This is a genomic window from Citrobacter sp. RHBSTW-01044 (assembly GCF_013781945.1).
Classification (GTDB): Bacteria; Pseudomonadota; Gammaproteobacteria; order Enterobacterales; family Enterobacteriaceae; genus Citrobacter; species Citrobacter braakii.
Window position 1 is genome coordinate 1 of the sequence record NZ_CP056180.1, and the last position, 15368, is coordinate 15368.

The 15368-nt window shown below is 52.7% G+C and carries 16 protein-coding genes and 1 other annotated feature; of the genes, 12 read left to right on the plus strand and 4 right to left on the minus strand.

The genetic code is table 11. The features are described 5' to 3' along the window. The 5 genes from dnaA to yidA all read left to right on the plus strand — a co-directional run bounded on the left by dnaA (position 1) and on the right by yidA (position 6968). A complete protein-coding gene (gene dnaA / locus HV352_RS00005) occupies positions 1 to 1404 on the plus strand; it encodes a chromosomal replication initiator protein DnaA (protein ID WP_016155069.1) in 1404 nt (467 codons plus the stop codon). A 4-nt stretch (positions 1405 to 1408) separates the two neighbouring features. Continuing rightward, on the plus strand, positions 1409 to 2509 hold the full coding sequence (gene dnaN, locus HV352_RS00010; protein WP_016155068.1) for a DNA polymerase III subunit beta: 1101 nt from the start codon (positions 1409 to 1411) through the stop codon (positions 2507 to 2509). Continuing rightward, positions 2509 to 3582 (plus strand): DNA replication/repair protein RecF, encoded by a 1074-nt coding sequence (recF, locus tag HV352_RS00015; protein ID WP_016155067.1) that lies wholly within the window; start codon positions 2509 to 2511, stop codon positions 3580 to 3582. Before dnaN ends, recF begins: the two co-directional genes overlap by 1 nt. A 28-nt stretch (positions 3583 to 3610) precedes the next feature. Next, positions 3611 to 6025: a DNA topoisomerase (ATP-hydrolyzing) subunit B gene (gene gyrB, locus HV352_RS00020; protein WP_016157816.1), complete on the plus strand. Its 2415-nt coding sequence runs from the start codon at positions 3611 to 3613 to the stop codon at positions 6023 to 6025. A gap of 130 nt (positions 6026 to 6155) precedes the next feature. Beyond that, entirely contained in the window at positions 6156 to 6968 is an 813-nt protein-coding gene (gene yidA / locus HV352_RS00025; protein ID WP_016155065.1) for a sugar-phosphatase, read from the plus strand. 4 nt (positions 6969 to 6972) lie between these two features. Here yidA and cbrA read toward each other — a convergent pair whose 3' ends face one another. After that, positions 6973 to 8091 carry a colicin M resistance lipid reductase CbrA gene (cbrA, locus tag HV352_RS00030; RefSeq protein ID WP_181635108.1) on the minus strand — a complete coding sequence of 373 codons (1119 nt, stop codon included), beginning with the start codon at positions 8089 to 8091 and terminating at the stop codon, positions 6973 to 6975. Positions 8092 to 8190: 99 nt separating this feature from the next. Here cbrA and HV352_RS00035 point away from each other — a divergent pair, with 99 nt between their 5' ends. Beyond that, positions 8191 to 9417 (plus strand): DUF3748 domain-containing protein, encoded by a 1227-nt coding sequence (locus tag HV352_RS00035; RefSeq protein WP_181635109.1) that lies wholly within the window; start codon positions 8191 to 8193, stop codon positions 9415 to 9417. A gap of 1 nt (position 9418) precedes the next feature. Here the strand turns inward: HV352_RS00035 and HV352_RS00040 are convergent, their stop codons facing one another. Beyond that, a complete protein-coding gene (locus tag HV352_RS00040) occupies positions 9419 to 9751 on the minus strand; it encodes a YceK/YidQ family lipoprotein (protein WP_181635464.1) in 333 nt (110 codons plus the stop codon). 238 nt (positions 9752 to 9989) lie between these two features. Then, positions 9990 to 10062 (plus strand) — a sequence feature (ROSE (Repression Of Heat Shock gene Expression) occurs in the 5'-region of heat shock genes and acts as an RNA thermometer to modulate expression.). Here HV352_RS00040 and ibpA point away from each other — a divergent pair. Both ibpA and ibpB read left to right on the plus strand, forming a co-directional pair. After that, positions 10056 to 10469, plus strand: coding sequence for a small heat shock chaperone IbpA (gene ibpA, locus HV352_RS00045; RefSeq protein ID WP_003023882.1), 414 nt, complete (start codon positions 10056 to 10058; stop codon positions 10467 to 10469). Its footprint overlaps the feature before it by 7 nt. 92 nt (positions 10470 to 10561) lie before the next feature. Next, positions 10562 to 10990, plus strand: coding sequence for a small heat shock chaperone IbpB (ibpB, locus tag HV352_RS00050; protein ID WP_003827096.1), 429 nt, complete (start codon positions 10562 to 10564; stop codon positions 10988 to 10990). Here the strand turns inward: ibpB and HV352_RS00055 are convergent. Beyond that, on the minus strand, positions 10979 to 11200 hold the full coding sequence (locus HV352_RS00055) for a hypothetical protein (RefSeq protein WP_131380377.1): 222 nt from the start codon (positions 11198 to 11200) through the stop codon (positions 10979 to 10981). The genes ibpB and HV352_RS00055 overlap by 12 nt on opposite strands. 71 nt (positions 11201 to 11271) lie before the next feature. On the opposite strand from HV352_RS00055, the gene HV352_RS00060 reads away from it, so the two are divergent. Beyond that, a complete protein-coding gene (locus HV352_RS00060; RefSeq protein ID WP_016155061.1) occupies positions 11272 to 12933 on the plus strand; it encodes a putative transporter in 1662 nt (553 codons plus the stop codon). A 67-nt stretch (positions 12934 to 13000) separates the two neighbouring features. On the opposite strand, the gene HV352_RS00065 is transcribed toward HV352_RS00060, so the two are convergent. Next, positions 13001 to 13450, minus strand: a complete 450-nt coding sequence (locus HV352_RS00065) for a hypothetical protein (RefSeq protein ID WP_181547010.1) — start codon at positions 13448 to 13450, stop codon at positions 13001 to 13003. A gap of 107 nt (positions 13451 to 13557) precedes the next feature. Here HV352_RS00065 and HV352_RS00070 point away from each other — a divergent pair, with 107 nt between their 5' ends. The 3 genes from HV352_RS00070 to HV352_RS00080 are packed head-to-tail and all read left to right on the plus strand — an operon-like array spanning position 13558 to position 15366. Then, on the plus strand, positions 13558 to 13905 hold the full coding sequence (locus HV352_RS00070; protein ID WP_016157812.1) for a DUF202 domain-containing protein: 348 nt from the start codon (positions 13558 to 13560) through the stop codon (positions 13903 to 13905). Continuing rightward, positions 13895 to 14257, plus strand: a complete 363-nt coding sequence (locus tag HV352_RS00075) for a DUF202 domain-containing protein (protein WP_019078012.1) — start codon at positions 13895 to 13897, stop codon at positions 14255 to 14257. Before HV352_RS00070 ends, HV352_RS00075 begins: the two co-directional genes overlap by 11 nt. After that, positions 14254 to 15366, plus strand: a complete 1113-nt coding sequence (locus HV352_RS00080) for an anaerobic sulfatase maturase (RefSeq protein ID WP_181635110.1) — start codon at positions 14254 to 14256, stop codon at positions 15364 to 15366. The genes HV352_RS00075 and HV352_RS00080 overlap by 4 nt, the downstream gene beginning before the upstream one ends. Positions 15367 to 15368 lie beyond the last annotated feature (2 nt).

Below are 15368 nucleotides of genomic sequence, written 5' to 3' on the forward strand. Positions count from 1 at the left end.
GTGTCACTTTCGCTTTGGCAGCAGTGTCTTGCCCGATTGCAGGATGAGTTACCAGCCACAGAGTTCAGTATGTGGATACGCCCGTTGCAGGCGGAACTGAGCGATAACACGCTGGCTTTGTATGCGCCAAACCGTTTCGTGCTTGATTGGGTAAGGGATAAATACCTTAATAATATTAATGGATTACTCAATAACTTCTGTGGAGCGGATGCCCCGCAGCTGCGCTTTGAAGTCGGTACTAAACCCGTCACGCAAACGCTGAAAACGCCGGTAAACAACGTTGTTGCGCCCGCCTACGTGGCTCAGCAAGTGCAACCGCAACGTGCCGCTCCGGCGGCGCGCTCAGGCTGGGATAACGTCCCGGCACCGGCAGAACCTACCTATCGTTCTAACGTCAACGTCAAACACACGTTTGATAACTTCGTTGAAGGTAAATCTAACCAACTGGCGCGCGCGGCGGCACGTCAGGTGGCGGACAATCCTGGCGGCGCCTACAATCCGTTATTCCTTTATGGCGGTACGGGTCTGGGTAAAACCCACCTGCTGCACGCTGTCGGTAACGGTATTATGGCGCGTAAGCCAAACGCGAAAGTGGTGTATATGCACTCCGAACGTTTTGTGCAGGACATGGTTAAGGCCCTGCAAAACAACGCGATCGAAGAGTTTAAACGCTACTACCGTTCCGTGGATGCGCTGCTGATTGACGATATCCAATTCTTCGCGAATAAAGAACGATCGCAGGAAGAGTTTTTCCACACCTTTAACGCCCTGCTGGAAGGCAATCAGCAGATCATCCTGACTTCGGATCGCTATCCGAAAGAGATCAACGGCGTTGAAGATCGTCTGAAATCCCGCTTCGGCTGGGGACTGACTGTTGCGATCGAGCCGCCTGAGCTGGAAACGCGCGTCGCGATCCTGATGAAAAAAGCCGACGAAAACGACATTCGTCTGCCGGGTGAAGTGGCGTTCTTTATTGCCAAGCGTCTACGCTCTAACGTACGTGAGCTGGAAGGTGCACTGAACCGTGTGATCGCCAACGCTAATTTTACCGGCCGGGCGATTACCATCGATTTCGTGCGCGAAGCGTTGCGCGATCTGCTGGCTTTGCAGGAAAAGCTGGTCACCATCGACAATATTCAGAAGACGGTGGCGGAGTATTACAAAATCAAAATTGCGGATCTGCTTTCTAAGCGTCGATCTCGCTCGGTAGCTCGTCCGCGCCAGATGGCGATGGCGCTGGCAAAAGAGCTCACTAACCACAGTCTGCCGGAAATTGGCGACGCGTTTGGTGGGCGTGACCATACTACCGTGCTTCATGCCTGTCGCAAGATTGAGCAGTTGCGTGAAGAAAGCCATGATATTAAAGAAGATTTCTCCAATTTAATCAGAACATTATCTTCGTGACGCTATGAAATTTACCGTTGAACGTGAACATTTATTAAAACCGCTTCAGCAGGTCAGCGGCCCGCTGGGTGGACGTCCTACACTGCCTATTCTCGGAAATCTGTTGCTGCAGGTTGCTGACGGTGCGCTTTCTCTGACCGGTACCGATCTCGAAATGGAGATGGTGGCGCGCGTGGCGCTGATCCAGCCTCATGAACCTGGTGCGACCACCGTTCCGGCGCGTAAATTCTTCGATATTTGCCGTGGGTTGCCGGAAGGCGCGGAAATTGCCGTTCAACTGGAAGGCGATCGCATGCTGGTGCGTTCTGGCCGCAGCCGTTTCTCGCTGTCTACGCTGCCTGCCGCCGACTTCCCGAATCTGGACGACTGGCAGAGCGAAGTCGAATTCACTTTGCCGCAGGCCACGATGAAGCGCCTGATTGAAGCCACGCAGTTTTCTATGGCGCATCAGGACGTGCGTTACTACTTAAACGGCATGCTGTTTGAAACCGAAGGGGAAGAGCTGCGTACCGTGGCGACCGACGGTCACCGCCTGGCGGTCTGTTCAATGCCTGTCGGTCAGCAGTTACCCAGCCATTCGGTGATCGTTCCGCGTAAAGGCGTAATTGAACTGATGCGTATGCTCGACGGCGGCGACAACCCGCTGCGCGTGCAGATTGGCAGCAACAACATTCGTGCGCACGTGGGTGACTTCATCTTTACCTCCAAGCTGGTTGATGGTCGTTTCCCGGATTATCGCCGCGTATTGCCGAAGAATCCGGACAAACATCTGGAAGCCGGTTGCGATATCCTCAAACAGGCATTTGCTCGTGCGGCGATCCTCTCTAACGAGAAATTCCGCGGCGTGCGTCTGTATGTCAGTGAAAACCAGCTGAAAATCACCGCCAACAACCCGGAGCAGGAAGAAGCGGAAGAAATTCTGGATGTCTCCTATCCTGGCACTGAACTGGAAATCGGTTTTAACGTTAGCTACGTACTGGACGTACTAAACGCGCTGAAGTGCGAGAACGTTCGTATTCTGCTGACCGATTCCGTATCGAGCGTACAGATTGAAGATGCTGCCAGCCAGAGCGCGGCTTATGTTGTTATGCCAATGAGACTGTAATGTCGCTCACCCGTCTGTTGATCCGCGACTTTCGCAATATCGAAAGCGCGGATCTCGCTTTATCCCCTGGCTTTAACTTCCTGGTTGGCGCGAACGGCAGTGGCAAAACCAGCGTGCTGGAAGCCATCTATACGCTCGGCCACGGTCGGGCGTTTCGCAGTTTGCAGATTGGCCGCGTAATTCGCCACGAGCAGGAGTCGTTTGTTTTACACGGGCGTTTGCAGGGGGAAGAGCGTGAGACATCGATTGGCCTGACGAAAGACAAACTGGGCGACAGCAAAGTGCGCATTGACGGCACTGACGGGCACAAGGTCGCGGAACTGGCGCACCTGATGCCGATGCAGCTGATCACGCCAGAGGGGTTTACTTTACTCAATGGCGGCCCCAAATACAGAAGAGCATTCCTTGACTGGGGATGCTTTCACAATGAAGCCGGATTTTTCACCGCCTGGAGCAATCTGAAGCGACTGCTCAAGCAGCGCAACGCAGCCCTGCGCCAGGTGAGTCGTTATGAGCAACTGCGTCCGTGGGATAAAGAACTGATCCCGCTGGCGGAACAAATCAGCACCTGGCGCGCGGAGTACAGCGCCGGTATCGCGCAGGATATGGCGGATACCTGTCAGCAGTTTCTACCCGAATTTTCTCTCTCCTTCTCATTCCAGCGCGGCTGGGAGAAAGAGACCGATTATGCCGAAGTGCTGGAACGCAGTTTTGAACGCGATCGCATGTTGACCTACACCGCACACGGTCCGCACAAAGCGGATTTTCGCATTCGCGCTGACGGTGCGCCGGTGGAAGACACGTTGTCGCGTGGGCAGCTAAAGCTGCTGATGTGCGCCTTACGTCTGGCGCAAGGGGAGTTCCTCACCCGCGAAAGTGGGCGGCGGTGTCTCTACCTGATAGATGATTTTGCCTCTGAACTTGATGATGCCCGTCGTGGGCTGTTAGCCAGCCGCTTAAAAGCGACGCAATCTCAGGTCTTTGTCAGCGCAATCAGCGCTGAACACGTTCTGGACATGTCGGACAAAAATTCGAAGATGTTCACCGTGGAAAAGGGTAAAATAACGGATTAACCCAAGTTTAAATGAGCGAGAAACGTTGATGTCGAATTCTTATGACTCCTCCAGTATCAAAGTCCTGAAAGGACTGGATGCGGTGCGTAAGCGCCCGGGTATGTATATCGGCGACACGGATGACGGCACCGGTCTGCACCACATGGTATTCGAGGTGGTAGATAACGCTATCGACGAAGCGCTCGCGGGTCACTGTAAAGATATCGTTGTAACGATTCACGCTGACAACTCCGTGTCCGTTACCGATGATGGCCGTGGTATCCCAACCGGTATTCACCCGGAAGAGGGCGTTTCGGCGGCGGAAGTTATCATGACCGTTCTGCACGCAGGCGGTAAATTCGATGATAACTCCTATAAAGTTTCCGGTGGTCTGCACGGCGTAGGTGTTTCCGTAGTAAACGCCCTGTCACAGAAACTGGAGCTGGTGATTCGCCGCGAAGGTAAAGTGCATCAGCAAACTTACGTGCACGGTGTGCCGCAGGCGCCGCTGGCGGTAACCGGCGAAACAGAAGCGACGGGTACTCAGGTACGTTTCTGGCCAAGCCACGAAACCTTTACCAATGTCGTTGAGTTTGAATACGAGATTCTGGCTAAGCGTCTGCGCGAGCTGTCGTTCCTGAACTCCGGCGTCTCTATTCGTCTGCGCGACAAGCGCGATGGTAAAGAAGACCATTTCCACTACGAAGGCGGCATCAAGGCGTTTGTTGAATACCTCAACAAAAACAAAACGCCGATTCACCCGAATATCTTCTACTTCTCCACCGAAAAAGACGGTATCGGCGTTGAAGTTGCGCTGCAGTGGAACGATGGTTTCCAGGAAAACATCTACTGCTTCACCAACAACATTCCGCAGCGTGACGGCGGTACTCACCTTGCAGGTTTCCGTGCGGCGATGACCCGTACCCTGAACGCCTACATGGACAAAGAAGGCTACAGCAAAAAAGCCAAAGTCAGCGCCACCGGTGATGATGCCCGTGAAGGCTTGATTGCCGTTGTTTCCGTGAAAGTACCGGATCCGAAGTTCTCCTCACAGACCAAAGACAAGCTGGTCTCCTCTGAGGTGAAATCGGCGGTAGAACAGCAGATGAACGAACTGCTGAGCGAATACCTGCTGGAAAACCCGTCTGACGCGAAAATCGTCGTTGGCAAAATTATTGATGCTGCACGTGCCCGTGAAGCGGCACGTCGCGCGCGTGAAATGACCCGTCGTAAAGGCGCGCTTGACTTAGCGGGCCTGCCGGGCAAGCTGGCGGACTGTCAGGAACGCGACCCGGCGCTGTCCGAACTGTACCTTGTGGAAGGGGACTCCGCGGGCGGTTCTGCGAAGCAGGGCCGTAACCGTAAAAACCAGGCGATTCTGCCGCTGAAGGGTAAAATCCTCAACGTCGAGAAAGCGCGCTTTGATAAAATGCTCTCTTCTCAGGAAGTGGCGACGCTGATCACCGCGCTCGGCTGTGGCATCGGTCGTGACGAGTACAACCCGGACAAACTGCGTTATCACAGCATCATCATCATGACCGATGCGGACGTCGACGGCTCGCATATTCGTACGCTGCTGTTGACCTTCTTCTATCGTCAGATGCCGGAAATCGTGGAACGCGGCCACGTTTACATTGCACAGCCACCGCTGTACAAAGTGAAAAAAGGCAAGCAGGAACAGTACATTAAAGATGACGAAGCGATGGATCAGTACCAAATTTCTATCGCTCTGGATGGCGCAACGCTACACACTAATGCCAGCGCACCTGCTCTTTCAGGTGAGTCGTTAGAAAAACTGGTTTCTGAATACAACGCGACGCAGAAAATGATTGGCCGTATGGAACGTCGTTTCCCGAAAGCGCTGCTGAAAGAACTGGTTTATCAACCGACGCTGCCGGAAGCTGATTTGGCGAACGAGCAGACCGTTACCCGCTGGGTTAATTCGTTGATTACCGAGCTGAACGAAAAAGAACAGCACGGCAGCCTGTGGAAGTTTGATATCCACCACAACGCAGAGCAGAACCTGTTTGAGCCGATTGTGCGCGTCCGTACTCACGGTGTGGATACCGACTATATTCTGGATCACGAGTTTGTGACCGGTGGCGAATACCGTCGTATTTGTACGCTCGGTGAGAAGCTGCGCGGGCTGATCGAAGACGATGCGTTTATCGAACGTGGCGAGCGCCGCCAGCCGGTTGCCAGCTTTGAGCAGGCGCTGGAATGGCTGCAGAAAGAGTCACGTCGCGGCCTCGCTATCCAGCGTTATAAAGGTCTGGGCGAGATGAACCCGGATCAGCTGTGGGAAACCACCATGGACCCGGAAAGCCGTCGTATGCTGCGCGTTACCGTGAAGGATGCGATTGCCGCCGACCAGCTGTTCACTACGCTGATGGGCGATGCCGTTGAACCGCGTCGCGCGTTTATCGAAGAAAACGCCCTGAAAGCGGCGAACATCGATATCTAACTTGCACCCAGGTCTACAACCGTCCTGCAAAAGGGGAATCTCGATTCCCCTTTCTATCCCCCTTTTCGTAGCTGTTTTTTGAGCGGAATCGCGTTAGCATGAGGACGGACTCATTTAATCCGGGGAACTCATGGCTATCAAACTTATTGCTATCGACATGGATGGCACACTTCTGCTGCCCGATCACACCATTTCACCCGCGGTCAAAACGGCGATTGCCGCAGCACGCGCGCGTGGCGTAAATGTGGTGCTGACCACGGGGCGCCCGTATGCCGGCGTCCACAGCTATCTGAAAGAATTGCATATGGAAGAACCCGGTGACTACTGCATTACCTACAATGGCGCGCTAGTGCAGAAAGCAGGGGATGGCAGTACTGTCGCGCAAACCGCGTTGAGCTATGATGATTATCGTTATCTGGAGCAGCTCTCCCGGGACGTTGGCTCGCATTTCCACGCTCTCGATCGCAACACCCTGTATACCGCGAACCGTGATATCAGCTACTACACGGTGCATGAATCGTTTGTTGCGACGATTCCGCTGGTGTTCTGTGAAGCCGAGAAAATGGATCCCGCAACCCAGTTCCTGAAAGTGATGATGATTGACGAGCCGGAGATCCTCGATAAAGCTATCTCACGCATACCTGCGGAAGTAAAAGAGAAGTACACCGTGCTGAAAAGTGCGCCGTATTTCCTCGAAATCCTCGATAAACGCGTCAATAAAGGGACTGGCGTGAAATCGCTGGCCGATGCGTTGGGTATAAAAGCCGAAGAGGTGATGGCGATTGGCGATCAGGAAAACGACATCGCGATGATTGAATACGCAGGCGTGGGCGTTGCCATGGACAACGCTATTGGATCAGTCAAAGAAATCGCCAACTTTGTGACGAAATCTAACCTTGAAGATGGCGTCGCGTATGCCATTGAGAAGTTTGCGCTGAAATAAGATGTTATGGGCAAATGCCTTGGCGCATTTGCCCTGTTTCAGCAATTAGTTGTGATACTGAGTGGTCACCTTGAGGAATATGCGCCACGCCGCTGCGCATTATCCATTTACGGGAAAACGCCGACGTCAGGGCCCGACTTTTCAGGATCTTGCCAAACAGTTTGAGACGTAACTTGCGGGTGGCTTTGCGGTAAGCGTGATTCATATCTGGTGCATCCCGCAACAATACAGATTTGAGCGCCTCCGCGCTGTCCAGCGCATAGCTAATCCCCTCCAGTGAGCTGGCGCTGATAAAACCGGCCGCTTCGCCAATCAAAAATGCGTTGTCCTTGCCACAGACGAAGTCTTTCCAGCGTGAAGGAAACAGCACCGTACATTTTTCACTTTTCACCGGTTTGCCGAACTGAAATTGGAACGCTTCCATCTTCGCTTTCAGCGCGTCAAAGCGCGCCTGACCGTCCTTCATCGGGTAGGCACCGCCAAAGATAAAATAGCCATCTTTGCTGATACTCCAGGAATAACAGTCGGTTGCGTCGTTATCAAAAATGCAGGAATAGAACGGGACGGGATGTTTTTCCGCAAACCATTGTTGAATAGCAACATATTTACGGATCTGGTGCCGGGGATAGAGATGACGGCGTACCAGTGAGTTCGCGCCGTCGGCTCCCACCAGATAACGCGCGGTGATCTGCTGCTCCCAACCGTCGGCGCGGAAGATAACATGCCATTTATCGCCCTCGCGCCAGATTTTCCGACACAGGCTGTCGTGGTACACCTGTACATCATCAGGAATGAGAGATTTAAGCCATAAATCAAAAGTATGGCGGTTGATATTAATGTAGCTACGCTGGTAGTTACGCGTCAAAGAGGCTGCAACATCAACCGTTTTAACGCTAAATATCTGTGGGTTAGCGATGACATCAACGGGTAAGGTTATCCCGTCGCGGATAAACGAACGCTGGGCATCCGGGGCCAACAGACCGCCGCAGGGTTTGGTGAAACCTTCGTTGCCGCACTGGTGTTTTTTATCCAACGCGATCACGCGCATTTTTCCACTCAACTGCCGCGCCAGCGCTGCGCCTGCCGGGCCTAACCCGATAATGGCTACGTCAAAATGTTCCATCTTTCTGTCCGCAAAAATGAAGATGGCGATACGCTAAAGCCTGAAAGTGAAGTGCTTGTGAAGTATGATTGCTGAAATCGTCTTGTATCAGGGCATTCCATGAAGCAAATCACCTTTACGCCGCGTAATCATCAACTTACCAATATCAATACCTGGACACCGGACAGCCAGTGGCTGGTCTTTGATGTGCGCCCTTCCGGTGCCTCTTTTACCGGCGACACAATTGAGCGCGTCAATATTCATACTGGCGAGCTGGAGGTGATTTATCGGGCCATGCAGGGATCGCACGTTGGCGTGGTGACCGTTCATCCAAAGTCGGAAAAATATGTGTTTATTCATGGGCCTGATAATCCTGATGAAACATGGCATTACGACTTCCATCATCGGCGTGGGGTGATAGCTACGCAGGCAAAAGTGGAGAATCTGGATGCAATGGATATTACCGCCCCATATACGCCGGGCGCGCTGCGCGGTGGTAGCCATGTGCATGTATTTAGCCCGAGCGGCGAGTTTGTCAGTTTCACCTATAACGACCATGTGCTGCATGAGCGCTCACCGGCGCTGGATCTACGCAATGTCGGTGTGGCTGCGCCCTATGGTCCGGTGACGGTCTCCGCGCAGCATCCCCGTGAGTACAGCGGGAGCCATTGGTGCGTGCTGGTAACCCAGACGACACCCACGCCTAAACCGGGTAGCGATGAGATTAACCGCGCCTATGAAGAGGGCTGGGTAGGGGAAAACAGACTGGCGTTTATCGGTGATACGTTATCAGTCACGGGCGAGAAAGTGCCGGAGTTATTTATTGTTGATTTACCACAGGATGAAAGCGGCTGGAAACAGCCGGGCGACACTCCGCTGGAGGGCACTGAGACGACAATGCCTGCGCCGCCATTCGGTATTAATCAACGCCGCCTGACGTTTACTCATGCGCGCGCCTTTCCCGGTCTGGTAAATCAGCCGCGCCATTGGGTGCGCAGTAATCCAAAGGCATCTGAGATTGCGTTTTTAATGCGTGATGACGTCGGCATTGTGCAACTGTGGCTGATTTCCCCACAAGGAGGGGAACCGCGTCAGCTTACCCGCTGCGCCACGGATATTCAGTCAGCATTCAACTGGCATCCGTCAGGGAAATGGCTGGGGTTTGTACTGGATAACAAAATTGCTTGTTGTGATGCTCAGACGGGAGAGGTTGATTTTCTAACGGACCGTCACGGCAACCCACCATCGGGCGATGCGATCATCTTCTCTCCTGATGGTCGACAGGTTGCGTGGATGGAAGACGTCGAGGGTTTCCGCCAGCTGTGGGTAACAGAGACTGGGCGTTAACTTAAGGAGCAGGCATTTCAGCCGGAGGGATAACGGCGTTCGCGGCCTGCGTTCTCTCCTCGCTTTTTTCTACACGGGATCTCACCGAGTTATCTTTGCGAAAGAGATCCCACGGAAGTAATACTGTATCCAGTACTGCGGTAAACGGCATATCCAGAATCGCCAGTGACTTGGTTCCCCAGTTTGTATCACTTTCGCTAATCATTGTGGCGCTGGCGCGCGTGCCAGGATACGTCCCTTCTTTGCCTCCGGTATGCGACATAATGCTGGAACAGCCGCTCACAAACGCCATCCCGCTGCACATTGTCAGTGTTACCAATATTTTTTTTATCATCATTTTTTCATCTGTATTTATTGTGTTTGCATGGTGAGTTAAAGCGATCCGTTGCGAAAATAACATCACCATTTCGTCACACTGTGGCGGCTATCGCGATTTAACGATAACAACTGCTCCCACCAGTGTATGCAATAGACAACAAACTGCAAAAAAAGTCAGATGAATACGCTTGAAAAGTTTGTATTAAGACCCATTTTTAGAGTGTAGACAAATGAAGGGCATGCCTGATGGGTGTCCTGGCTACCTGACCTGTCCATGATGAAAGGTCTATTATTCTCGCTGATTTCAGGAGCTATTGATTATGCGTAACTTTGATTTATCCCCGCTGTACCGTTCTGCTATTGGTTTTGATCGCCTGTTTAACCTGCTGGAAAACAATCAGGGCCAGAGCAATGGCGGCTACCCTCCGTATAACGTTGAGCTGGTAGACGAAAACCATTACCGAATTGCGATTGCCGTTGCTGGTTTTGCTGAAAGCGAACTGGAAATTACTGCCCAGGACAATCTGCTGGTGGTGAAAGGCGCCCATGCGGACGATCAAAAAGAACGTACTTACCTGTATCAGGGGATTGCCGAGCGCAACTTCGAACGTAAGTTCCAGTTAGCGGAGAACATTCATGTTCGCGGCGCGAACCTGGTGAATGGTCTGCTGTATATCGATCTCGAACGCGTGATTCCCGAGGCGAATAAGCCGCGCCGCATCGAAATCAACTAATTCTGTGGGCCGCTTCAGGCGGCCCTGCTAAGCAATCGGCTTGCCGTCAGGGAGCCAAAAGGTACTTACTCGCTTCTTAGAAGGAGATTATTATGCGTAACTACGATTTATCCCCACTGCTGCGTCAATGGATCGGTTTTGACAAACTGGCCAATGCCTTGCAAAACACGGGCGAAAGCCAGAGCTTCCCGCCTTATAACATCGAAAAGAGCGATGATAACCACTACCGCATTACCCTTGCGTTAGCCGGTTTCCGCCAGGAAGATCTGGATATTCAACTGGAAGGCACGCGCCTGACCGTGAAAGGTACGCCACAGCAGCCGGAAAAAGAGACCAAATGGTTGCATCAGGGGCTGGTCACTCAGCCGTTCAGCCTGAGCTTTACGCTGGCTGAAAATATGGAAGTCTCCGGCGCAAGCTTCACTAACGGCTTGCTGCATATCGATTTGACCCGGAATGAACCTGAAACCATCGCTCCACAACGTATCGCCATCAGCGAACGTCCCGCATTAGACAGTTAAATAGCTCCATGCCTTTGCCCCGCCAGAAATGACGGGGCTTTTTTGTGCGTCAGCCCACATGAAACTATTATCTGGGAGGGCAGGATGCCGGAAGCGCTGCCATTGCCAGAAAAAAGCATTCAGCAATTTTAAATCGACGTGAAGAAAAACAGTAAAGAACGCCCTTCTTAAGCGCTCCTGGGCGCTCTGTAGCATGATAATGTGCGCCACTCTGCATTCATGCCTGAACGGTTCAGTCATAATCTTCGTTAAATAAAATGTTATTCACAGGGAACAGGAAAATGAGTGATATAGCATTGACGGTCAGCGTTCTGGCAATGGTGGCAGTTGTCGGATTATGGATCGGCAACATAAAAATACGTGGTGTTGGTTTTGGCATCGGAGGCGTGCTGTTCGGCGGTATTATTGTCGGGCATTTTGTCGATCAGGCAGGGATGACCCTGAGCGGTGACATGCTGCATTTTATTCAGGAATTTGGCCTGATTCTTTTCGTCTACACCATCGGTATTCAGGTGGGGCCGGGTTTTTTTGCGTCACTGCGCGTTTCGGGCCTACGGCTGAATCTGTTTGCCGTGCTGATTGTTATCATGGGTGGCCTGGTCACCGCGATCCTGCATAAGATTTTTGCCATTCCCCTTCCCGTGGTGCTGGGCATTTTTTCCGGTGCGGTTACTAATACTCCGGCGTTAGGCGCGGGGCAGCAAATTCTGCGCGATCTGGGTACTCCTGTTGATGTGGTGGATCAGATGGGGATGAGCTATGCCATGGCTTATCCTTTTGGTATCTGCGGTATTTTGCTCACTATGTGGCTGATGCGCCTTATTTTTCGCGTTAACGTCGATGCCGAAGCCCATCAGCATGAATCCACGCTGACCAACGGACACGCGCTGATTCAGACGATGAATATCCGTGTGGAAAACCCGAACCTCAACAATATGGCGATTCAGGATGTCCCAATCCTGAACAGCGACAAAATCATCTGCTCACGTTTGAAACGTGAAGAAACATTGATGGTGCCGTCGCCGGGGACGATTATCCAGATGGGCGACCTGCTACACCTGGTTGGTCAGCCTGCTGATCTGCACAACGCGCAGGTGGTGATTGGGCAGGAGGTGGACACATCGCTGTCGACGCGAGGCACCGATTTACGCGTTGAGCGCGTGGTGGTGACCAACGAACAGGTGCTGGGGAAACGAATCCGCGACCTGCATTTCAAAGAACGTTACGACGTGGTTATCTCCCGTCTGAACCGTGCAGGGGTTGAGCTGGTAGCCAGCAGCGACGCCAGTCTGCAGTTTGGCGACATCCTCAATCTGGTCGGTCGACCTTCCTCGATTGATGCTGTTGCCAATGTGGTAGGTAACGCGCAGCAAAAACTGCAGCAGGTGCAGATGCTGCCGGTATTTATCGGGATCGGGCTGGGTGTTCTGCTGGGTTCAATCCCGCTGTTCATTCCTGGGTTCCCGGTGGCGCTTAAACTGGGGTTGGCCGGTGGGCCGCTGATTATGGCGTTGATCCTGGGGCGTATTGGCAGCATCGGTAAGTTGTATTGGTTTATGCCCCCCAGCGCTAACCTGGCGCTGCGAGAGTTGGGTATCGTGCTGTTTCTCGCAGTGGTTGGTCTGAAGTCAGGCGGTGATTTTGTTCATACCCTGACGCAGGGGGATGGCCTGAGCTGGGTGGGCTACGGTATTTTCATCACCGCGATTCCGCTGATTACCGTGGGGCTGCTGGCGAGGATTTTCGTCAAAATGAACTACCTCACGCTGTGCGGCATGCTGGCTGGTTCAATGACCGATCCGCCTGCACTGGCATTTGCTAACAACCTGCATGCTACCAGCGGGGCAGCGGCGCTGTCGTATGCGACCGTTTATCCGCTGGTGATGTTCCTGCGAATTATCACGCCGCAACTGCTGGCGGTGATTTTTTGGGGGATGGGTTAAAGAGCGAGTATCCGGCCTGCATCACCTGTAGGCCGGGTAAGATGAACGTCGCCATCTGGCATGCAAACTAAACCGGTGAAACGTTGCCGAGAAAGGAGAAGATCAGAATAAGCAGGATGATGGCGCAGATAATTCCAATACCAAAAAGCAGGGCGTGAAAGGTGAGCGTTCCGCCACCAAAGCACATCGCACCACAAATACCCCAACGATTTTCTTTGCGCATGCCGCCAATAAATGCACATACCAGCGCGATGACGGCAAGAGCAATGCCGCTGTTATCCAGTATCTTATCGATATCTGTTGCTGGTTTTTCCACTGCGGCAGATGCTTGTTCGCCTTTCAGTCCAGCAAGAATACCTTTTTTAATGGCTGATACCTTCTCTGATACCACGCTTTCAAGCGTAGGAGGCGGGGCGGAAAAAGGACCGAAAGAAAAATGAAAAATGCCAAGGATCAATGCAATGGCGCCAAAAAGCATTCCCAATGAGCTACATTTGTTTTGCGATAATATGTCCATCAGACCTCCTTGTGCTGGATGGCATAAAGAGTATCAGCAATACCATGTTCGCAATTCTGAAAGTGAGCAGCGTTTTAGCTGAACTGTGAAAGTAAAAAGGAGTCCTGATGAAAATTTCCCGCCTTGGAGAAGCCCCGGATTACCGCTTCTCACTGGCAAATGAGCGTACCTTTCTGGCGTGGATCCGTACCGCGCTGGGATTTCTGGCGGCGGGGGTTGGTCTCGACCAACTGGCTCCGGATTTTGCCACGCCGGTAATTCGTGAGCTTTTAGCGCTGTTGCTATGCCTGTTTGCCGGTGGTCTGGCGATTTATGGCTACCTGCGCTGGCTGCGTAATGAGAGGGCGATGCGCCTGAAAGAGGATTTGCCCTATACCCATAGCCTGTTAATCATCAGTCTGATTTTGTTTATTGTCGCGGTGATTGTCATGGGACTGGTGCTGTATGCCGGATAGCCGTAAGTCGCGACGTATCGCCGATCCGGGGTTACAACCGGAGCGAACATCGCTGGCCTGGTTTCGTACGCTTCTGGGTTATGGAGCGCTAATGGCGTTGGCGCTGAAGCACAACTGGCATCAGGCGGGCTTCCTGTTTTGGGTTTCAATTGTGGTGCTGGCGATGGTGGCGATCGTTCTGTGGCGCTATACCCGCAGCCGTAATCTGATGGATGTTACGCATAGCGATTTTTCTGAATCTCGCGCGGTGCGTGACAAATTTATGATCTCCCTCGCGGTGTTATCCCTCGCAATACTGTTTGCTGTAACGCATGTCCGCCAACTTATTGCGTTTATCGGGAATTTAGCATGACAGGATGTCAGGTCATGGCCAAACCAGCCAGCTCTCGTTGTAACCTGTATTGTCGTTACTGTTTTTACATCGATAAACCCACTCAACCCGAAATGGATGACGCCACCTTAGAGACGTTTATTCGTCAGCATATCACCGCACAGCCGGGGGCTGACGTAATGTTCGCCTGGCAGGGCGGAGAGCCAACCCTCTGTGGCATCGACTTTTTTCGCCGCGTAGTGACGTTGCAAAAACAGTACGGGGAAGGGAAGAAAATCCATAACGCGTTCCAGACCAACGGGATTTTGCTCAACGACGAATGGTGTCAGTTTTTGCACGATAACGGCTGGCTGGTGGGGATTTCGTTGGATGGCCCCGCCGAGTTGCACGATGCTTATCGTGTTAACCGCAGCGGAAAACCGACTCACCATAAGGTGGTGGACGCCATTGCCAGGCTCCGTAAGCATCAGGTGGAGTTCAATCTGCTGGTAGTGGTTAATTCTCTGAACAGCCAGCAACCTGAGTTGATGTATCGCTACCTTCGCCAGCTTGGCACGCCTTTTTTGCAGTTCATTCCGCTGGTTGAATATGATGAAGACGGCGAGCTTACCGCCGAATCCGTCCCGCCTCAGGCGTGGGGAACCTTCCTGAATTCCGTCTTTGATATCTGGGTCAGAGAAGATATTGGCCGCGTATTCGTCCAGTTATTTGATTCAACTCTGGGCGTATGGTGCGGACACCCGGCGCAGATGTGTTCGCTAAGCTCCACCTGCGGACATGCTTTTGCTCTGGAAGCGAATGGCGATTTGTATCAGTGCGATCACTATGTTCACCCTGATTTTCGCCTGGGTAATATTCATCGCACGTCGTTGAGTGAGCTCAACGCCAGCCCGTGGGCAGCGGCGTTTGGTCAGTCCAAGAGAACCACGCTGAGCGCGGAATGCCAGGCGTGTTCGCTATTACGCTTTTGCCATGGTGATTGCCCAAAGCATCGCGACAGCAGTGGAAAGAGTGCGATTTGCGGCGGATACAGCGCTTTCTTCAATCATACCGCGCCGCATATGCGCGTGATGCGTGACCTTCTGAAGCAACATCGCTCACCGATGGAACTGATGGCGATGCTGCGTTAATT